Genomic DNA, 19211 nt, shown 5'->3' with positions numbered 1-19211 from the left:
CGTGTCGAACGAACTGAGCTGGGTGCCCGAAGGGGTCAACATGGAGCTGCCGAGTTCGGCCCGCATCTACGACTACCTGCTCGGCGGTGGCCACAACTTCGAGATGGACCGGACGCTGGCCGACCGGCTGCTGACCGTGGTGCCGGCCAGGGACATGGCCCGGCTCAACCGAGCCTTCCTCGGCCGCGCGGTGCAGTACCTGGTGGGCCAAGGCATCCGCCAGTTCCTGGACCTCGGCTCGGGCGTGCCGACGGTGGGCAACGTGCACGAGGTGGCGCAGGCCGCCGCGCCGGAGTCCAAGGTGGTCTACGTCGACATCGAGCCGGTCGCGGTGGCGCACAGCGAGCTGCTGCTGCGGGACAACCCGAACGCCGGGGCGATCCAGGCCGACCTGCGCGACCCCGAGACGATCCTGAACCACCAGGAGACCAGGCGGCTGCTGGACTTCACCCAGCCGGTCGCGCTGCTGATGGTCGGCGTGCTGCAGTTCATCCCGGACGCCGACGACCCGTGGGCAGTCATCCAGCGCTACCGGGCAGCCCTGCCCGAGGGCAGCTACCTGGCCTTCTCCGCCTTCACCTGGGACGGCAACCGGGAGGCGATGACCAAGGCGGTGGAGGTCTTCAAGAACACCCAGGAGCCGATCCACCCGCGCACCAGGGCGGACATCCTGCGCTTCGCCGATGGCTTCGAGCTGGTCGAGCCCGGCCTGGTCTACACGCCGAACTGGCGGCCGGAGACCGGCGAGGTGGCCGAGGAGGACGTGCGCCACTCCAACCTGTTCGCCGCGGTGGGCCGCAAGGTCTAGGTATCCCGGCGACCGCTCATCGGAATCCAGCCGCCCGGGTGAGGCACTGGGCCATCCGGGTACCGATCGGGCGACGATCCAGGCGCCCCCGGGTATCGGTCCCCGCCCGGGGGCGGATCGGCGGAATATGGTGGTGGGATTCGGATCGCGTGTTCCGCCCGAGTCCCGCCACCGTCTCGAGACCGCGATGAGGTGTTCGCCGTGCCGCTGCCGTGTCCGGCCGCCCCGTGGCGTGCCGTGCTGGGCGAGGTGCCGCGGTGAACCGGGCCGAGCTGGCGGGGCAGTGGCTGCACGAGATCAGCCGGACCGTGTACGTGCCGCGGTCCCAGGCGGAGATCGCCGCGTTCCTGCGCGAGCTGCTCGACGAGCTGGTCGAGGAGCTGCTGGCGCCCGCGGGCGGGCTGGCGCGGGCGGGCGAGGTGGGCAAGCGCCTGGTGGCCGGGCAGTTCACCCCGGCGGAAAGCCTGCTGTGCACGATGAAGGTGCTGGGCTCGGGGCTGCCGAGGCTGGCCGAGCTGGCCGGGGCGCCTGAGCTGGTGCAGCGGGTGGTGCTGGCGCTGGGCGCGGTCTCCGCCGGGTACGCCGAGGCGACGCGGCAGCGCACCTTCGAGCAGCAGGAGGACGTCAAGCAGGCGCTGTTGCGGGCCAAGGACAACGCCGAGCGGGCCCTGCGCGGCAGCGAGGCGCGGCTGCGCGAGGTGTTCACCAGCTCGGTGGTGGGCATCGCGATCACCGAGCTGGACGGCACGTTCGTCCACTTCAACCAGGCGCTGTGCGGGATCCTCGGCCAGGACCCGGCGGACCTGCGCGGCAGGCGGCTGATGGACTTCGTGCACGCCGACACCGCCGCCGAGGTCACCCGCGCCTACGACGCGCTCTTCGCCGGGCGGCTGGACCGGTTCCGGGTGATGGCCAGGCTGCGCAAGGGCGATGAGGAGACCGGGTTCGCCTACCTCGCGGTGTCGCTGCTGCGCGACGAGCAGGGCGAGCCGACCGGCTGCGTGACCATGGTGGAGGACGTCACCGAGCTGAAGCTGGTGCAGGACCGCCTGCACCACCAGGCCTTGCACGACCGGCTGACCGGGCTGGCGAACCGGCAGTTCTTCCTGTCCCGCTTGGAGTCGGTGCTCGGCCGGATCGACCCGGCCACCGGGATGAGCCTGTACCACCTGGACATCGACGGCTTCGGGATGATCAACAGCGGGCTCGGGCACGAGGTCGGCGACCAGGTGCTGCGGTTGGTCGCGGACAAGCTGCGCGCGCTGGTGGACAACGAGAAGGCCCTGGTCGCCCGGTTCGGCGGGGACGAGTTCGCGATCCTGATCGAGCACACCGCGAGCACCCCGGATGTGGCCACCATGGCCGCCCGGATCAACGAGGAGCTGAGCGAGCCGGTCTACCTGAACGAGCGCGGGGTGGCGGTCTCGGCCAGCATCGGCGTGGTGCAGCAGCAGGCCGGGCGGATCAAACCGGTGGAGCTGCTGCGCGCCGCGGCGGCCACGCTGCGCCGGGTCAAGGCCTCCGGCCGCCGCCAGTGGGGCCTGCACGACCAGGACGCCGACCGGCGGGACCGGGAGCGGTTCGCGCTGGCCGCGACCATGCCCGGCGCCTGGGAGAACGGCCAGCTGCGCCTGCTGTACCAACCGGTCCGCCAGCTCGCCGACGACCGGCTGGCCGGGGTGGAGGTGCTGCTGCACTGGGCGCACCCCGACCTCGGTGAGATCCGGCACGACGAGTGCGTGCGGCTGGCCGAGGAGACCGGCCTGACCATCCTCATCGGACAGTGGATGCTGCGCGCGGCCTGTGAGCAGCTCGCGTTGTGGCAGCAGGAGTTCCAGATCCGGATGCCGCCGATCGGCCTGCGGCTGGGCCGCAGCCAGGCGGCCGATCCGGACCTGGTCGGCGATGTGCGCAAGGTGCTCGACGGCTTCGCGATCGCGCCGGACCAGCTGTGGCTGGGCGTGCCGGCGGCCGCGCTGCTGGCCGGGTTCGGCGAGATCGAGGACAACGTGGAAACCTTGGCGGACATGGCGGTTCCGGTGCTGCTGGACGAGTTCTGCTGCGGCACCGACGAGCTGACCCTGCTGGACGAGCTGGCGGTCAGCTCGGTCCGGCTGTCCCCGCGCCTGGTGCACCGGCTCGGCCAGCCCGCCCCGCCGGGCCTGCTCGCCGACGCGGTGGAGACCCTGCTGCCCATGGTGCACCGGCTGGAGGCCGCGGTGCTGATGGACGGTGTCGGTACCGCCGAACACGCCCGCCGCTGCCGCGACCTCGGCGCCGACCTGGCCCAGGGCTCGTTCTTCGGCTCGCCGGGACCGCCCGCGACCATGTCGGCGGTGCTGGCGCGGAGTTTCCCTTGACCGGCCTGGTGATCGTGGACGCGGCCAACGTGGTCGGCTCGGTGCCCGACGGCTGGTGGCGGGACCGGGCAGGCGCCACCGCACGGCTGCTGGAGACGTTGAACGCGTTGCCGGGCAACGGGTTGCCGCCGGTGAGCGGGGTGCCGGAGTGGGCGCTCGGGCCGGTGGAGGTCGTGCTGGTGGTGGAGGGCAAGGCGTCCCGGGTGGCGGCGACCGGCGCGGTGCGGGTGGTCGCGGCGCGCGGGTCGGGGGATGACGCGATCGTGGACCTGGTGCGCGCGGAGCAGCGGCCCTGCCTGGTGGTGACGGCGGATCGCGGGTTGCGGGAGCGGGTGCTGGCGCTGGGGGCGGCGGTGACCGGGCCGAGCACGGTGCGGCCGGACGCGGGCCGCGGCGCGGCGACTGGGCCGACTGGCCGATAGCGGGGGCCGGTCCGCGCTCGTAGGGTTCCGGCAGGGACTCAAGGGGGGAACCATGTTTTGTGCTGCCCGTCGGTTGCTGCTCATCGCGGTGCTGCTGGCCGCCTCGGGGGTGACCGCGCTGCCCGCGGCCGCGCTGGACGAGGCGAGCGCGGGCGCGGCCGAGCACCTGACCACGGTCCGGCCGCGGGAGTGGGCCGTGGTGTCCAGCCGGACCCCGAAGCTGCCGGACCACAACCGGGACGCTCCGGTGACCGTGGGACTCGATGGCGAGCGCTGGGAGGTCACCCGCTCGTTCTTCGGCTTCGACCTGAGCCGGTTGCGCGGTAAGCAGATCCTGGACGCGCGGCTCTACCTCGACCAGACCGGGACCGGCAGCTGCCGCCCGAGCGCGGTCGAGCTGTGGCGCACCGGCCCGGTGGAGCAGGACACCAGCTGGGACCGGCAACCGGCCTGGCTGTCCAAAGTAGACAGCAAACCGGCGTCCTCAGGCGCGGCCGGGTGCCCGGCCCAGCCGGTCGCGTTGAACGCCACGGCGGCGGTGGCCCAGGCGGCCGACAGCGGGCGGCTCACCCTGGGCCTGCGCGCGGAGCAGGAGTGGAACCGCGGGTCGTGGAAGTCCTTCGGCACCGCGCCGCGGCTGACCGTCGACTACAACTCGGCGCCCGGGACTCCCGGGCGGCAACAGGTGGAGATCATGGACTGCCCGCCGTCCCCGGCCGAGCTGGTCCTGTTCACCCCCGCGCCGGTGCTGCGGGCGACACTGTCCGATGTGGACGGTGACGTGATGGACGCCGAGTTCGAGTGGTGGGCCGGCGGTTCCCGGGTCGGCGGGGCGGTCGCCACCACGATCCCAGACGGTAGCGCGGCGCAGGTCACGGTGCCCCGAGGGGTGTTCGCGCATGAGTCGGTGTTCTCCTGGCGGGTCCGGGCGAAGGACCGGATGGCCACCGGGGCGTGGTCGGGGTGGTGCGGTGTCCGGGTCGACGCCGAGCCGCCGCGGGTGGCGCCGCTGGTGAGCTCCGCGGAGTACCCGGAAGGCGAGTGGCAGCCGGGTCCGCCGAAGCCGGGCACGTTCGTGTTCTCCCCCAACGGGGTCACCGATGTGGTGGCCTACGACTGGCAGGCGTTGACCGGTGAGGGCGGCCGGGTGCCCGCGGGGCCGGATGGCACCGCGTCCGTGGTGTACAAGCCGTCGCGGTCCAGGCCGCTGTGGATCGAGGTCTACAGCATCGACCAGGCTGGGCACCGGAGTCCGTTGAAGCGGTACGAGTTCGGGGTGCGCCCCGGCTGAGTCGCCGGGGCGCCCCGACCGGCCTCAGCTCGCGGTCAGGCGCAGGCCCGACTCGATGCTCTCGCTCAGGTTCTCCGTGCGGGCAAGGGATTCGCGGAGTTTCGCGGCGTGTTCCTCGGCCGCCGCGCGCAGGCCCCGGTCGATGAGCTCGGCGGGGCTGGGCACGGTGTCGGCGGTCGAGTTCAGCTCCTGCCAGTACGCCACCAGCTGGCCGCCCAGCGCGAGCTCGGCGGGCAGGTCGGTGGCGGTGGGCAGCGGCCAGGCCAGGTCGTGCGCGGTGGCCGGGTTGGTCACCGAGGCGAGTAGGCCCAGCGCGGTGCGGCCCACGTCGGCGGCCGGGTTGCCGAAGGCCATCCGCACCACCGGGTGGTTGACCAGCCACCACAGCATCCTGGCCCGCGCCTGCTGCCGCGCGCGGGGCGGGGCCAGCCACAGCGCCAGGTTGACGTAGTACTCGCCCAGCTTGGCCGCTACCGCTGGTTCGGTCAGGAAGCCGAACAGGTTGATGTTGAAGTAGTGGTGCCAGGTGGAGTCGGCCACGATGCGGCCCACCCCGGCCGCGTGGCCGTCGTAGGTGCTGACCACGCCGTAGACCGAGCCGTTGCGCTTGTCGGTGCCGCGGGCCACGATCTCCGGCTTCGGCTGGCCGAACGGACCGCTGGGCCAGACCTCGGCGGGATAGCTGTCCGGGATGCGCAGCTGCCCCTCGTGCATGTGGTCCGGGAACACGGTGATCGGCCCGCGTTTGCCGCTGAAGAGCGAGTGCGGCCGGCCGGAGGGCAGGTACCGCTTGAGGATCAGCTGCTGCGGGTGGTGGTCGGCGTCCATCGGGATCGGGTTGTTGATGTCGCTGCCCCGGTCGTCGGGCTGGTGGGTGTTGTGGCTGAACTCGATGCTGGAGTCCGGCAGTCCCTCCCACACCCGCAGCTCGCCGGCCCTGGGCACCCGGTGCGCGATGGCCCGGCCCAGGTTCAGCAGCTCGTCCAGGGCCGGGTCCGCGCCGGGCGGCTTCGGGTTGGAGTGGTCGCCGGTGACCAGCACCCCGCCACCGGCGTCCATCCAGGCCCGCAGCGCGGCCACCTCGGGACCGGTCAGCTCGTTCTCCGGCTGGTCCTGCTCCGGCAGGTCGCAGGGCTGGATGCCGAAGAACCAGACCTGGTCGTACTTGCCGAGCAGCTCGGCGGTCAGCTTGTCGCTGGCGTGCCCGTTCCCGTGGCGCTGCACCAGGTCCAGCCGGAAGTCGGTGTGGAACGGCGCGTTCCGCTCGGTCAGGTCGCGCAGCAGCCCGACGCCGAAGGCCGCCACGTTGTTCAGCTGCACGTCGCGGACGGAGTCGGTGTAGCACAGGATGCGCTGCACCGGCTTGTCCGCGTACAGCTCCGCCAGGCGGTGACCGGGTTCGGGCTGGGCGATGGCGCCCACAATGACGTTGTCGCTCATGGTGTTTCCCCCATGGGCGGTGACTCCCGTCGCCCCCTGCGACGAACACCGCCCGCTTCCAGGTATACCGAAACCCCGGCGCTGGAGAGGATCACCCTGCCCTTAAGGGAACCCGGAACTTTCCGCGGTCAGGCCGCCTGCCCCGGCCGCAGGCCCGGCGGGGTCTCGCCGCGCAGGGTGCCCAGCAGTTCCTGGAGCCGCAGCAGGATCAGGTCGGTGACCTCCTGCAGCAGTTCGCGGTCCACCGGCCGGGAGCGGAAGGCGGACAGGTCGAGGGGCTCGCCGATCAGGAAGTCCACCGTCTTGCGCGGCAACGGGCGGAACCGCTTGCGCGGGGCGTCCAGGATGGCCTTGGTGCCCCAGCGCACGACCGGGATGATCGGCACGTCGTGCGCCAGCGCGAGCCGGGCCGCGCCGGTGCGGCCGAGCACCGGCCAGCCGTCCTCGTCGTGGGTGAGCGTGCCCTCCGGGTAGATCACCACGACCTTGCCCTCCTCCAGGGCGGTGTCCCCGGCGCGCAGGCTGTCCCCGGCGGCGGAGGTGCCGCGGTAGACCGGGATCTGGCCGGTGGCCCGGAACACGCTGCCCACCACCAGCACCCGCCACAGGCTGTGCTTGGCGAAGAACCGCGGCACCCGCCGCTGCTGGTGCACGAACACCGCGTCCAGCACCGGGTCCAGGTGCGAGGGGTGGTTCATGATCAGCAGTGCCGGGCCTTCGGCGGGGATCGTGCCGCCCGCGGTGCGGCGCCGGGCCAGCAGCCAGGTCACCGGGTACAAGATGGTGGCGGTCAGTCCGACCCAGAACCCGCCGCGTTCCCTGCGCTTCATGTCACCACAGTAGGTGGCTTGATCGGGCAAACACCTGCGAATGCAGTCTGTGCCATACCTCCGTGGGTCCAGATCGGCGACGGAGGACGTGCTGGAGCACATCACCGTGGGGTGATCTCCGCGTCTTTACGCGTTTCGTACGTTCACAAGTTTATGAAATCTCTGTAGATTCATCGGTGTGACTCCAGTGATCGAGGTGTCCGGCCTGGTCAAGAGCTATGGCCGGACCCGCGCCCTTGACGGGCTTGACCTCGCTGTGGCGGCGGGGGAGGTGCACGGCTTTCTCGGGCCGAACGGGGCGGGCAAGTCGACGGCCATCCGGGTGCTGCTCGGGCTGATCCGCGCCGACGCGGGGCGGGCCCGGCTGCTCGGCGGCGATCCGTGGCGGGAGGCGACCACGCTGCACCGGCGGCTGGCCTACGTGCCGGGCGATGTGAACCTGTGGCCCGGCCTCACCGGCGGCGAGGCGATCGACCTGCTCGGCAGGCTGCGCGGTGGTCTGGACCCCGCGCGCCGGGCCGAGCTGCTGGCCCGGTTCGAGCTGGACCCCCGGGTGCGCGGGCGCGCCTACTCCAAGGGCAACCGGCAGAAGGTCGCGCTGGTCGCCGCGTTCGCCGCCGACGTGGAACTGCTCATCCTGGACGAGCCGACCTCGGGGCTGGACCCGTTGATGGAGGCGGTGTTCCAGCAGTGCGTGGCCGAGGAGCGCGACCGGGGGCGCACGATCCTGTTGTCCAGCCACATCCTCTCCGAGGTGGAGGCGCTGTGCGACCGGGTCAGCATCATCCGCGCCGGGCGCACCGTGGAGACCGGCACGCTGGCCGAGCTGCGGCACCTCACCCGCACCTCGATCACCGCCGAGCTGACCGGGCCGGTGCCCGCGCTGACCGGGGTGCACGAGCTGGCCGTGGACGGCAACCGGGTGCGCTGCCAGGTTGAGCCCGAGCAGCTCGCGCCGGTGCTGAAAGCCTTGTCCGGGGCCGGGATCAGCTCGCTGGCCAGCCATCCGCCGACCCTGGAGGAGCTGTTCCGCCGGCACTACGAGGCGAGCCGATGACCGGCGCCGGGTTGCTGTTCCGCCTGTTCCTGCGCCGCGACCGGCTGCTGCTGCCCGCCTGGGTCGGCCTGGTCACGCTGCTGGTGCTGGGCACCGCCGCCCAGTACGCGCGCCTGTTCCCCACCGCCGAGCTGCGGCAGGCGTTCCTGGCCGAGGTCACCGGCAACACCGCGCTGAGCGCCTTCACCGGCCAGGTGCACGGCGCCGGGCTGCCCGCGCTGACCGCCTGGAAGATCGGCGACATCGCCTACGCGCTGGTCTCGCTGATGGCCGTGCTGATCACCGTGCGGCACACCCGCGCCGAGGAGGAGTCCGGCCGCGCCGAACTGCTGGGCGCGGGCGCGATCGGCCGCCACGCCGGGCTCGCCGCCGCCCTGCTGCTCACCTGGATCGCCGCCCTCGGCGCCGGCACGCTGGTCGCGATCGGCTTGCCCGCCATGGGATTCCCCGCCGTCAACGCGCTCGCCCTCGGGCTCGCGGTGGCCGCGCCCGGCCTGGTGTTCGGCGCGCTGGCCGCGGTCACCGCGCAGCTGACCCCGCGCGCCCGCACCGCCACCGCGCTGGCCGCCACCGGCTTCGGCCTGGCCTACCTGCTGCGCTTCCTGGCCGACGGCAGCGGCCTGCTCTGGCTGCGCTGGCTCAGCCCCACCGGCTGGAGTCACTTGCTCGAACCCACCGGCGACCCGCGCTGGGCGGTGCTGCTGCTTCCGTTGCTGGCCACGGTGTCGCTGACCGCGCTGGCCGTCCTGCTGGTGGCGCGCCGCGACCACGGCGCCGGCGTGCTGCCCACCCGGCCCGGACCCGCGACCGCCATGCGGCTGCGGTCGGCCTTCGGCCTGGCCTGGCGGCTGCACCGTGGGCAGCTGCTCGGCTGGACCGCCGGGTTCGCGGTCGCCGGGGCGGCCACCGCGACGGTGGCCACGGGCATGCCGGAGATCGCCGGTCGCGGCGGCCCGGCCATCCAGGAGTTCTTCCGCCGGTACGCCGCCAGTCCGGAGGCCGGGATCGCCGACACCTACCTGTGGCTGGTCCTGCTCAGCCTCGGCGGCGTGGCCGCGCTGTACCCGATGCTGGTGGCACTGCGCCTGCGCGCCGAGGAGGCCGACGGCCGGGCCGAGCTGACCCTGTCCACCACCGTCGGCCGGACCCGCTGGGCGCTCAGCCACCTCGCCTTCGCGCTGCTGGGCACCGCAGTGATGCTGGGCGCGGGCGGCCTGGCCGCGGGCGCCGTGCACGCACTGTCCACTTCGGACTCGACTCAGCTCGGCCGGGTGCTGCTGGGCGCGCTGGTGCAGGTCCCGGCGGCCTGGACGATCGGCGCGGTCGCGGTGCTCGCCTTCGGGTTCCTGCCCAGGGCCGCCGCGGCGATCTCCTGGTCGGTGTGGCTGCTGTGCAACCTGCTCGGCGAACAGCTCGGCCCGGTGCTCGGCGTGGACTACTGGCTGGCCAACCAGATCGTGCCGTTCCACCACATACCCAAGGTGCTTTCCGGCGGCGAGTTCACCACACTGCCGCTGCTGGCGCTGACCGCGGTGACGTTGGCGCTGGCCGGAACCGGTGTGCTCGGGCTGCGGCGGCGCGATCTGGGCTGAACCCGCCAACCGGGTGAGGCCGTCACCTGCCTGGCGGCTACACCCATTGCGCCAACCCGGTGATACTCCGGCGGTGTCCCGGAATGCCGACCGCCAATCAGGTGGTGTCCACTTCGTCCGAATGGCTGCGCTGGTCCTGGTAGCCGCCCTGCTGCCGGTAGGAGAACCGGCCGCGGCCAACCCTGCCCCGGCCATTCCGGCTGCCACAAAGGACAATCGGACCGTGACCCTGGTCACCGGCGACCGGGTGCGCCTGGCCACCGCCCCCGACCGCACGGTCACCCTGCTGGTGGAACCCGCGCCCGGCCGGGAGAAACTCGGCTTCCTGCGCGAGACCACCACCGGCAAGGACGGCGTCCACCACCGGGTGGTGCCCGCGGACGCGGTGCCGCTGCTGGCCGAGGGCCGCCTGGACCCGCGCCTGTTCGACGTCACCACCCTGGCCCGGCAGCCCGCCGGGGACACCCCGGTCATCCTGACCTACACCGGCGCCCGCGCCGCCGGGGTGGTCGGCGGCCGCACGGTCCGCGCGCTGCCCGCGATCAACGGCGCGGCCGTGCGCGCCAAGGGCGCCGAGTTCTGGGACTGGGTGCGCACCCGCCCGGCCGGACTCGGCAAGGTGTGGCTGGACGGGACCGCCCAACCCACCCTGGCCACCAGCGTGCCGCAGATCGGCACGGCCGCCGCCTGGCAGAGCGGGCTCACCGGCAGCGGGGTCACCGTCGGCGTGCTGGACTCCGGCATCGACGGCGGCCACCCCGACCTGGCCGGGAAACTGCTGGTCCAGCAGGACTTCACCGGCACCCTGCCGCAGGGCGGCGACGACCTCGGGCACGGCACGCACGTGGCCGGCATCATCGCCTCGGCCGGCCGCGAGTACCGCGGGGTCGCCCCGGATGTGAAGCTGGTCAGCGGCAAGGTGTGCGTGGCCTTCGGCTGCCCGGACTCGATGGTCATCGCCGGGCTGGAGTGGATCGCGCCGCGCGCCAAGGTGGTCAACCTCAGCCTCGGCGGCGACACCACCGACGGCGCCGACCCGGTGTCCACCGCGCTGAACACGTTGAGCGCCAAGCACGGCACGCTGTTCGTGGTCTCCGCGGGCAACGACCGCAGCATCGACCCGCCGGACCCGCTGGCCGGGGTCACCGCACCCGCCTCGGCCGACGCCGCACTCGCCGTCGGCAGCGTCACCGCCGAGGACACGCCCAGCCCGTTCACCAGCCACGGCCCGCGCCTGGGTGACCACGCGGTCAAACCCGACCTCGCCGCGCCCGGCAGCGGCATCGTCTCCGCCCGCGTGCCCGGCACCCCCACCGGCGACGCCGACCCGGTGGACCAGCGGCACAGCAGGGCCAGCGGCACCTCGATGGCCGCCCCGCACGTCACCGGCGCGGCCGCCCTGCTGCTGCAACAGAATCCACAGTGGACAGTAGATCGGCTCAAGCCGCAGCTGATGAGCTCGGCCACCCCGACCGCCGGCGTCTTCGACCAGGGCGCGGGGCGGGTGGACGTGGCCCGCGCGATCAGCCAGTCCGTGCGCGACAGCGGCAGTGTCAGCTTCGGGTTCTTACCCTACCGGCAGTCCGCCACCAAGACCGTCCGCTACCACAACGACGGACCGGCCCCGGTCACGCTGAACCTGGCCCTGGACCAGAACCCGGCCTTTGCCTTGTCCGCCAACCAGGTCACCGTGCCCGCCGGGGGCAGTGCCGAGGTCGCGGTCACCGCCCGTTCCACCGGAACGGCCGGGCCGCAGGGCATCCGGCTCACCGCCACCGCGCCAGGTATCTCCGTGCGCACCGCCCTCGGCGCGGTCCTGGAGCCGGAGAGCTACCAGCTGACCTTGAAGATCCGCAGCCGTGGCGGCAAGTTCAGCGCCGCCCTCGCCCAGGCCGTGGACACCAGCACCGGCGCGGCCACCGGACCCCGCTTCAACGCCGCCGGCACCGCGGTCCTCCGGCTGCCCAAGGGCCGCTACGACATCAACGCCCTCGACCTGGCCGAGCAGTCCACCGTGGTGACCCTGTTGTCCCGCACCGGACTCAGCCTGACCCGCGACACCGAGCTGACCCTGGACGCGACCACCGCGAAACCGGTCCGCGCCACCGTGGACCGGCCCGGCGCGCGGCACCAGTACGGCGAGTTCGGCCTGGTCTCCGGCGAGAAGTCCGGCGTGCGCACCTCCACCCTGTCCTGGACCTCCGGCCTCGGTCAGCAGCTCTTCGCCGTCGCCACCCCCGGCCAGGTCACCGACCACACCTACGCCTACTTCCAGCGCGCCACCCTCGGCCCGGCGCACCCGGCCACCGGCCCGGTCCCCTACCTCTACCACCTGGCCTTCCTGGAACGCGGCCGCATCCCGGCCACCCTGGACCGCCGCGTCCGGGACCACGAACTGGCCACAGTGGACAGTCGCTACCACGACCAGGGTCACCCGGCCACCGGCCTGCGCGCCGACTACGCCCGGCTGCCGGTGCCCGGCACCACCAACGGCATGCTGATCTCCTACCCGCTCGCCCTGCCCGCCCAGCGGGTGGAGTACTTCACCGCGCACCCCGACGTCACCTGGCAGCAGCTCCTGGTGCTCCGCCCGCCGGATGAGTCCGACGCCGAACTGCACTGGTCCGTGCGCACCCTGCGCCCCGGCCGGTCCGCCACCGCCTGGAACCGCGCCCCGCTCGGCCCGGCCTTCGGCGACCCGGAACGCGGCTGGGGCGCGCACCGCACCGGCGAGACCCTCCAGTTCGGCGTGCCGCTGTTGTCCGGCAACGATCCCGCGCTGGTCACCGAGCCACCGCCGGTCGGCATGACCGGCCGCACCACGCTCTCCCGCGACGGCCAGCAAATCGGCGCGGCCGACACCCCAGGCTCCGGCGTGTTCACCGTGCCGACCACCGGCGGTCGCTACACCGTGCACGCCAGCGCCACCCGCGCTGTGCCCTGGTCCGACCTGGGCAGCCGCGCCGAGGTCAGCTGGACCTTCCGCGACGCGGGCGACGGGAAACCGTTGCCGGTGCTGGCCATCCGCGCCACCGGCCAGGTCGACGAGCACAACCGCGCCCGCGCCGGAGCGCCCTACCTGCTGAACCTATCCGCGCACCACCAGCCGGGCGCACCCACCGCCCCGATCACCGCGCTGACCGCCGAGGTCTCCTACGACGAGGGCCAGAGCTGGACCCGCAGCCCGGTGCTGCGCTTCGGCGCCAACGGCTACACGCTGCTGAACCACCCGCGCGGCAACGGTTTCGCCGCGCTCCGGCTCACCGCGGCCGACGCCGACGGCAACTCGGTCAGCCAGACCGTGCACCGGGCATACGGACTGTCGGATCACTGAGCAGCAACACCAGCAGCGCCAACAGGAACGCGAGCCCCACCAACAGGGCGAGGACGCGGCGGTGGCGGGTCCACGCCGCGTCCCACGCCCCGCTCTCGCCGAAGCGCAGGTTCGCCGTGGTCATCAGCGCCCGCCCCAGGCCAAAACCCAGCCCGGCGCACAGCGCGGCCGGGACGGAGGCCAGGAACAGCACCGCGACCGCGGCCACGTACGGCAGCCCGCTGGGCAGGTAGGTGCGCGCCCCGGTGCCCATCTCCAGCCCGAACTGGAACGGCCCGGCGTGCCGCCCCAGCCGGAACACCGTCTCCGGCACCAGCCGCCGGTTCTCCGGCAGCCGGATCCGCAGCCAGCCGATCTCCTTGCCCAGCACCACGATGAGCATCAGCCCGACCAGCAGCCAGGGCACCGGCGCGGGCAGCGGGGCGCGCAGCAGCGAGCCGAGGACCACCAGTACGGTCGCGGTGACCAGGCCGCCGCCCAGCAGTCCCAGGCAGAAGGCCACCGCCGGAGTGCCTCGCCAGACCGGCGAGCTCAGCACCAGGGCCGAGTTCCGGCTTCAGGTGGAGCCGCTGGTGGCGAACCCCGAGGCCGCGCCCATCGCCAGCCACCCGGCCGGCACGGGCAAACCCGTCGCGGCGGCGGCGAGCGCGAGCACCACGGCGGCTCCGGCCAGCGGATGCCAGTGCAGCCTGGTCACAGCACGGGGGCCCGGCAGATCGTCAGGTACGTCTGTCCACTGTGGCCAGGACCCCAGAACGTGGAGTAGCCGTCAGAACAGCGCCACACCTTGCCGTCCGGGGTGGTCCACTTCCACGCGTTCTTGGTGGTGGAGGTGCCGCAGGAGGTGGAGATCGGCACGTGCTGGCTCTGCACCGGTCCGTGTTCATAGGTCCCGTACTTGTGCCAGCCGTTCTCGCAGTACACCGAGCCGCGCCAGGTGCCGGACAGGCAGGCCGCGTAGGTGTTGACGTACGCGCCGGTGGTGTCGCCCACCTCGGCGTAGCCGTTGGGGTAGGCGTCCTTGCAGTCGTTGCGGTCCCAGCCGGACAGGGCGTACGGACCGGGCTCCGCGCCGGCCGGGCGCGCGCCGAACAGGTTCAGCGCGCTCGCGCCCACCGTGACCGCGCCCAGCGCGAGGGCCTTGAACAGGGTGCGGCGGCTGCCGGTGAAGTCCAGCTCGCGCAACGCGGTGGTCGGCCGCGCGTCCACGGGGACCTGGTCGGTGTCCGGGATGTCGGTGAAGTCAAGCGGCATCGGCGTGCCCCCGCACCACGATCCGCTGCCACTCGGCCAGCACCGTGTCCACCTCGGCCACCCGCACCGGCAGGTGCACCCGCTCGGCCCGGCCCGCACCGTCCACCAGCATCAGCACCGGCGGCGACAGGTGCGAGACCGCGCGCCACACCTCGGCGTCGCTGACCACCTCCAGCTGGCCGGACACCTTGGCCCACAACGCTTCCGGCTCGTGCGTCAGCAGCACCGAGCCGGGCGCCACGGCCAGCAGCCGGTCCAGCACGGCGTGGCAGAGCGGGCAGCCGGAGTCGGCGGCCAGCACGATCCGCCGCCCCCGCCCGGCGAACCGGGCGCCGAGCAGCAGCTCCGGCGGGGCGGCCGCGAAGGCCTCCGGGCTGCGCCGGACCTCGTTGCGCAGCAGGCGGATCTCCCGCAGCACCGCGGCGAGTCCGAGGAACAGCACCAGGATCGCCACCCAGGTGATGATGTTGAAGGCCATTTCCGGTGACATATCCGTCTCAGTTCGCCTTGTGCCAGACCACGTTGATCTCGTTCAGCCAGTCCAGCCGTTGCCGTTCGGTGGTCGCGCCGGTGTCGCACAGGTGCACCTCGGCGGTGCCTGCCGGGCAGCCCAGCACAAACGCGTGCTCGCTGGCCCGCGAGGACCCTTCCGCGCCAGGATAAGGAGTTTTCCACACCTCGCCGTGCCGGGTGCGCGCCCCGGCGAAGCGCGGGGTGAGCGCGGCGGCCTGGCGCGGACCGGGAATGGACAGCGAACCGTGGTCCCGGACGGCCAGGACGAGCTGCTCGCTCATCAGCTCCAGCATGGTCGCCGACCGCGGCCGCACCACCATCCCGGCCACGGTGTCCTGCACCCGCAACGAGTTGAACAGCGCGAACACCGCGTCCCGGTGCGGCGCGGGTCCGGAGTAGACGGTCATCAGCTCGTGGTAGACCCCGAACAGGGTGGCCAGCGAGGACTGCCCGTCGGTGGCCTCGGCGACCACGACCTCCCTGCCGTGCACCAGGAACCGCTCCCGCTGCCGCATCGGCGCGACCTGGGTGACCGCGAACTCGTGGTAGCCGCGCGACCCGATCTGGAAGCCGGTGCCGTGCACACCACCGGCGAACCGGACACCGGCGGCCACGCTGGACACCGGGGTGTGCGCGGGCAGCGTGACGCTCACCCGGCGCCCGCTGGGCGCGGTCAGCGTCAACTGCTGGGTCGCCATCACCTTTCCTCTCGCCAGGGCTGGTTCATGAAACACGGCCGAAGAGACGATCAACAGCCGTCATTCGGGTGTCCGGCTACCCTCATCGGGTGTTCTCCGCCGTGCTCAACGCCTGTTCGCTCGGCGCCGCACTGCTCCTGTTGGTAGCCGGACTCGGCCACCTGCGCGAACGCCGACTTTTCCTGGCCACGCTCCGTGCGCAACGCCTGCTGCCCCCGGCCCTGCACCGCCCCGTGTCCTTGCTCACGCCTGCCACCGAACTTCTGGCCGCGGCCCTCACCACCGCCACCGTGCTGCTGCCCTCCCTGCCCCGTGCTCTGCTGCTGCCACAGACTGCCCTCTACCTGGCCTTCGCCGGGTACCTGGGCATCTTGGTGCGCACCAGGCCCGGCACGCCTTGCGGCTGCTTCAACTCCCGCTCCCCAGCCACCTGGGCGACGGTGGCGCGCGCGGTCCTCGCCGCGGCCGCAACGCTGGTGACCACGTTTGCGCCGCCGCTGCCGGAAGGTTGGCTGCTGCCCACCCTGGCCGCAAGTCTCGTGCTCGCCGCGATCGCCTGGCTGGCCCCGGTGTTCAGCGCAGGCGGCGGGACGAGTCCGCCAGCCGTTCGGTGATCCCGCGCCGGTCCAGCAGTTCCAGCAGCGGCACCGCCACCCGGCGGCTGGTGCCCAGTGCCTGCCGGGCCTGACTCACCGTGAACGGGCCAGCGAGCCTGGCCAGCACGTTCGCGGCTTGAGTCACCGCCTCGGGTAACAGCACCACACCCTCGGCGACCCGCAGCAGCCGCCCAGCCCGCACCGCCGCCGCCACCTCCTTGCCACCCAGCCCCAGTTCGGCCAGCCGGGCCAAATCCGGTGCGGCGAAAGGGTTCCCGGCCAGTTCCGCCGCGAGCGCGCCCAGCGCCTGCTCCATCCGCGCGGGCAGCACCGCGCCGCCAACCCGCCCTGCCGACACCGCCAGCCCCGCCGCGTTCGCCAGCGGCCCGATCAGCGCCACCTCGGGCAGGTCCAGCCGCTGCCGCAGGGCCTCGGCGGGCATCCCCGGTTCCAGCGGGTGCGCCTGCCGCCACGACTCGACCTCCCCGGGCGCGCGCCGGACCACGGCGGCCCAGTGCTCCGGATCGGCATGCCAGTCCGCGAAAACCGGTTCCGGCGCACGCAACCCAGCGGCCCGCAGCTCGTCGGTCCGAGCGAAACCCTTGGTGCGCAAGTGGATCGTCAACGGATTCGTGGTCAGCTCGACCGCCCTGGCCGCAGTGCCGCCCCGGCGCAGTGGGCGCGGGTCGAGATCGACGACCTCCGCCCCGCCCAGCACCTCGCCCCGGCCGGGATCGCGCAGCAGCAACCGATCCCCGATCCGCAGCGGCAGCGGCCGGGCCAGCCGCAGCCGCGCCCCGACCGTCCCCAGTGGACGGACCCGGACGGGCACCGCGACCGATCCCAGGTGCGCCACCAGTTCCGTTGGCAGCTCGGCAGCAACCAGGACGTCCACGACGGTCGCGGTGCGCCAGCGGCCGGGGGAGAGCAGCGCGTCCCCGCGCACCAGCTCGGCCCGGTCGACCCCGCGCAGGTTGACCGCGATCCGGGCCACCGCGGGCACGGCGTCGCACTGACGGCCCAAGGTGTGCAGGCCGCGCACCCGGAGCAGTTGCCCGGTGGAGGCCAGCTGGAGCTCCTCGCCCTTGGCGATGGTGCCCGCGCTGAGCGTCCCGGTGACCACGGTGCCCGCGCCGCCCACGGTGAACGAGCGATCCAGCCACAGCCGCACATCCGCCGCGGGCTCGGGCGCGGGCAACCGGTCGGTCAGCGCGAGGATCGCGGCCCGCAGCTCGTCCAGTCCCTGCCCGGTGGTCGCGCTGACCACCACGTGCGGAACCTGGCCCAAGTGCTGTTTCGCTTGGCGCAGCGCGGTTTCCGGGTCGGCGAGGTCGGCGCGCGTGATGACCAGCAGCAGGTGCCGGACGCCGAGCGCGCGGATCGCGGCCAGGTGTTCGGCGGACTGGGGTTTCCAGCCCTCGTCCGCGGCCACCACGAACAGCACCGCGGGCACCGGCCCGATCCCGGCGAGCATGTTGGGCACGAACCGGTGGTGCCCCGGCACATCGACGAAGGCGATCTCCTGACCGGACAGCGTGGTCCAGGCGAAACCGAGGTCGATGGTCAGGCCGCGGCGGCGTTCCTCGGCCCAGCGGTCCGGCTCCATCCCGGTGAGCAGGCGGACCAGGGTGGACTTGCCGTGGTCGACGTGCCCGGCGGTGGCCACCACCCGCATCAGCGCGGCACCGCCAGCACCGCCGCGCACAGCTGATCGTCCTGTTGCGGGGCAACAGTGCGCAGGTCGAGCAGGCAGCGCCCCCGCTCCACCCGGCCGACCACGGCCAGCGCGCGCAGGGCGGCGGCGTAGCGCTCGGGCAAGCTGACCGCGGCACTCGGCAGCGGCACCCCCGGCGCGCCACCACCGCCGACCGCGGCGATGCTCCGGACCGCCACCGCGTCCACACCGGATCCGGCCAGCGCGGCCGCGAGCTGCTCGGCACGGGCCAGCAGCTCGGCCTGGTCAGCGGAAAGTGCCTGTGCCACCGGGGTTTCCGGTCCGCGCAGGGTCGCCTCCAGCGCGGCCAGGGTGAGCTTGTCCACCCGCAGCGCCCGGGCCGCCGGATGCCGCCGCAGCCGCTCGACCAACTCCGCCTCGCCGAGCAGCAGCCCGGCCTGCGGGCCGCCGAGCAACTTGTCCCCGCTCGCGGTGACCAGGGTCGCGCCCGCGCGCAGCGCCGTGGTGGCATCCGGTTCGTCCGGCAGCAGCGGATGCGGGTGCAGCAGACCGGAACCGATGTCCACCACCACCGGTACCCCGAGGCCGGCCAGCTCGGCAGTGTCCACAGTGGAGGTGAACCCGGTGACCTGGAAGTTGGACGGGTGCACCTTGAGGATGAAGCCGGTGTCCTGGCCGACCGCCTCGGCGTAGTCGCGCAGGTGCACGCGGTTGGTGGTGCCGACCTCGTGCAAGCGGGCGCCGGTGCTGCGCAACAGGTCCGGGATGCGGAAGCCGTCGCCGATCTCCACCAGCTCGCCCCGGCTGATCACGATCTCCCGCCCGGCGGCCATGGCCAGCGCGCACAGCAGCAGGGCGGCGGCGTTGTTGTTGACCACGTGCACGCCACCGGCCGCCGGCACCGCCTCGGCGAGCGCGGCCAGCGCGTCCCGGCCCCGGCGGGCGCGGGCGCCGGTGGCCAGGTCGAACTCCACGTCGGTCGGCCCGGCGGCCGCGGCGATGGCGGCCACAGCGGCGGGGGAGAGCGGGGCGCGGCCGAGGTTGGTGTGCACCAGGACACCGGTGGCGTTGAGCACCGGGCGCAGGCTGCTGGCCCCCGTGGGCAGCGCCGCCAGCGCGTGCCCGGCCACTTCGGCAGGCGCGATCTCACCGGAGCGGGCCAGGTTCTGGGAGCGGGTGATGGCGGCCTTGACCGTGTCGCGGCCGAGGGTGGCGGCCGCCGCGGCCAGGCGCGGGTCAGCCAGCAAGGCGTCGGTGCGGGGGATCTGCCTGCGGGGATCGGCCGGTGGGGCGTCGGTGTGCGGGAGCCCACGCTGGTCGGCGCGCGGATCGGTCATCGGA

Annotated in this window: 17 protein-coding genes; 8 read left to right on the top strand and 9 right to left on the bottom strand. The window is 73.3% G+C overall.

Going from position 1 to position 19211, the window contains the following annotated elements; all coding sequences use genetic code 11:
- Position 1 precedes the first annotated feature (1 nt).
- From M8C13_RS19665 to M8C13_RS19650, 4 genes are all read left to right on the top strand, one after another.
- Entirely contained in the window at positions 2-808 is an 807-nt protein-coding gene (locus M8C13_RS19665; RefSeq protein ID WP_252482082.1) for an SAM-dependent methyltransferase, read from the top strand.
- A 257-nt stretch (positions 809-1065) separates the two neighbouring features.
- Positions 1066-3168, top strand: a complete 2103-nt coding sequence (locus M8C13_RS19660) for an EAL domain-containing protein (RefSeq protein WP_252482081.1) — start codon at positions 1066-1068, stop codon at positions 3166-3168.
- Complete coding sequence (locus M8C13_RS19655) at positions 3165-3590, top strand: NTP pyrophosphohydrolase (RefSeq protein WP_252482080.1); 426 nt, start codon at positions 3165-3167, stop codon at positions 3588-3590. The genes M8C13_RS19660 and M8C13_RS19655 overlap by 4 nt, the downstream gene beginning before the upstream one ends.
- A 52-nt stretch (positions 3591-3642) precedes the next feature.
- Positions 3643-4881, top strand: coding sequence for a DNRLRE domain-containing protein (locus tag M8C13_RS19650; protein WP_252482079.1), 1239 nt, complete (start codon positions 3643-3645; stop codon positions 4879-4881).
- Positions 4882-4905: 24 nt separating this feature from the next.
- Here the strand turns inward: M8C13_RS19650 and M8C13_RS19645 are convergent, their stop codons facing one another.
- Together M8C13_RS19645 and M8C13_RS19640 are read right to left on the bottom strand one after the other, a co-directional pair.
- Positions 4906-6321, bottom strand: a complete 1416-nt coding sequence (locus M8C13_RS19645) for a hypothetical protein (RefSeq protein ID WP_252482078.1) — start codon at positions 6319-6321, stop codon at positions 4906-4908.
- A 128-nt stretch (positions 6322-6449) separates the two neighbouring features.
- On the bottom strand, positions 6450-7151 hold the full coding sequence (locus tag M8C13_RS19640) for a 1-acyl-sn-glycerol-3-phosphate acyltransferase (protein WP_252482077.1): 702 nt from the start codon (positions 7149-7151) through the stop codon (positions 6450-6452).
- A 178-nt stretch (positions 7152-7329) separates the two neighbouring features.
- On the opposite strand from M8C13_RS19640, the gene M8C13_RS19635 reads away from it, so the two are divergent.
- The 3 genes from M8C13_RS19635 to M8C13_RS19625 all read left to right on the top strand — a co-directional run bounded on the left by M8C13_RS19635 (position 7330) and on the right by M8C13_RS19625 (position 13134).
- Positions 7330-8208: an ATP-binding cassette domain-containing protein gene (locus tag M8C13_RS19635; RefSeq protein WP_252482076.1), complete on the top strand. Its 879-nt coding sequence runs from the start codon at positions 7330-7332 to the stop codon at positions 8206-8208.
- A complete protein-coding gene (locus tag M8C13_RS19630; protein ID WP_252482075.1) occupies positions 8205-9800 on the top strand; it encodes an ABC transporter permease in 1596 nt (531 codons plus the stop codon). The genes M8C13_RS19635 and M8C13_RS19630 overlap by 4 nt, the downstream gene beginning before the upstream one ends.
- 223 nt (positions 9801-10023) lie before the next feature.
- Complete coding sequence (locus M8C13_RS19625) at positions 10024-13134, top strand: S8 family serine peptidase (RefSeq protein ID WP_252482074.1); 3111 nt, start codon at positions 10024-10026, stop codon at positions 13132-13134.
- Here the strand turns inward: M8C13_RS19625 and M8C13_RS19620 are convergent.
- Genes M8C13_RS19620 through M8C13_RS19600 form a run of 5 tightly spaced genes read right to left on the bottom strand, consistent with a single transcriptional unit; the run spans position 13091 to position 15599 of the window.
- Positions 13091-13636, bottom strand: coding sequence for a hypothetical protein (locus tag M8C13_RS19620; RefSeq protein WP_252482073.1), 546 nt, complete (start codon positions 13634-13636; stop codon positions 13091-13093). The two genes, M8C13_RS19625 and M8C13_RS19620, sit on opposite strands and share 44 nt — an antisense overlap.
- Before the next feature lie 54 nt (positions 13637-13690).
- Positions 13691-13831, bottom strand: a complete 141-nt coding sequence (locus M8C13_RS19615) for a hypothetical protein (RefSeq protein WP_252482072.1) — start codon at positions 13829-13831, stop codon at positions 13691-13693.
- Positions 13828-14388, bottom strand: a complete 561-nt coding sequence (locus M8C13_RS19610; protein ID WP_252482071.1) for a hypothetical protein — start codon at positions 14386-14388, stop codon at positions 13828-13830. The genes M8C13_RS19615 and M8C13_RS19610 overlap by 4 nt, the downstream gene beginning before the upstream one ends.
- On the bottom strand, positions 14378-14866 hold the full coding sequence (locus M8C13_RS19605; protein ID WP_252482070.1) for a hypothetical protein: 489 nt from the start codon (positions 14864-14866) through the stop codon (positions 14378-14380). Before M8C13_RS19605 ends, M8C13_RS19610 begins: the two co-directional genes overlap by 11 nt.
- 19 nt (positions 14867-14885) lie before the next feature.
- Positions 14886-15599, bottom strand: a complete 714-nt coding sequence (locus M8C13_RS19600) for a hypothetical protein (protein WP_252482069.1) — start codon at positions 15597-15599, stop codon at positions 14886-14888.
- An 89-nt stretch (positions 15600-15688) separates the two neighbouring features.
- Between M8C13_RS19600 and M8C13_RS19595 the strand changes: the two genes are divergently transcribed.
- The gene (locus M8C13_RS19595) at positions 15689-16213 is read left to right on the top strand and encodes a MauE/DoxX family redox-associated membrane protein (RefSeq protein WP_252482068.1); all 525 of its coding nucleotides are present in this window, start codon (positions 15689-15691) and stop codon (positions 16211-16213) included.
- Here the strand turns inward: M8C13_RS19595 and selB are convergent.
- Both selB and selA read right to left on the bottom strand, forming a co-directional pair.
- Complete coding sequence (gene selB / locus M8C13_RS19590) at positions 16173-17870, bottom strand: selenocysteine-specific translation elongation factor (RefSeq protein ID WP_252482125.1); 1698 nt, start codon at positions 17868-17870, stop codon at positions 16173-16175. The two genes, M8C13_RS19595 and selB, sit on opposite strands and share 41 nt — an antisense overlap.
- A complete protein-coding gene (gene selA, locus M8C13_RS19585) occupies positions 17870-19207 on the bottom strand; it encodes an L-seryl-tRNA(Sec) selenium transferase (protein WP_252482067.1) in 1338 nt (445 codons plus the stop codon). Before selA ends, selB begins: the two co-directional genes overlap by 1 nt.
- Between the last annotated feature and the right edge of the window lie 4 nt (positions 19208-19211).

Origin of the sequence: Crossiella sp. SN42, assembly GCF_023897065.1 — a bacterium.
Lineage (GTDB): Bacteria > Actinomycetota > Actinomycetes > Mycobacteriales > Pseudonocardiaceae > Crossiella.
This window is presented reverse-complemented; position numbering and strand designations above follow the sequence as displayed.

Excerpts from the sequence above, each read along its gene's own strand:
- M8C13_RS19650 (WP_252482079.1), top strand. The coding sequence starts at position 3,643 with ATGTTTTGTGCTGCCCGTCGGTTGCTGCTCATCGCGGTGCTGCTGGCC.
- M8C13_RS19645 (WP_252482078.1), bottom strand. The coding sequence starts at position 6,321 with ATGAGCGACAACGTCATTGTGGGCGCCATCGCCCAGCCCGAACCCGGT.
- M8C13_RS19640 (WP_252482077.1), bottom strand. The coding sequence starts at position 7,151 with ATGAAGCGCAGGGAACGCGGCGGGTTCTGGGTCGGACTGACCGCCACC.
- M8C13_RS19630 (WP_252482075.1), top strand. The coding sequence starts at position 8,205 with ATGACCGGCGCCGGGTTGCTGTTCCGCCTGTTCCTGCGCCGCGACCGG.
- M8C13_RS19610 (WP_252482071.1), bottom strand. The coding sequence starts at position 14,388 with ATGCCGCTTGACTTCACCGACATCCCGGACACCGACCAGGTCCCCGTG.
- M8C13_RS19605 (WP_252482070.1), bottom strand. The coding sequence starts at position 14,866 with ATGGCCTTCAACATCATCACCTGGGTGGCGATCCTGGTGCTGTTCCTC.
- M8C13_RS19600 (WP_252482069.1), bottom strand. The coding sequence starts at position 15,599 with ATGGCGACCCAGCAGTTGACGCTGACCGCGCCCAGCGGGCGCCGGGTG.
- selB (WP_252482125.1), bottom strand. The coding sequence starts at position 17,870 with ATGCGGGTGGTGGCCACCGCCGGGCACGTCGACCACGGCAAGTCCACC.
- selA (WP_252482067.1), bottom strand. The coding sequence starts at position 19,207 with ATGACCGATCCGCGCGCCGACCAGCGTGGGCTCCCGCACACCGACGCC.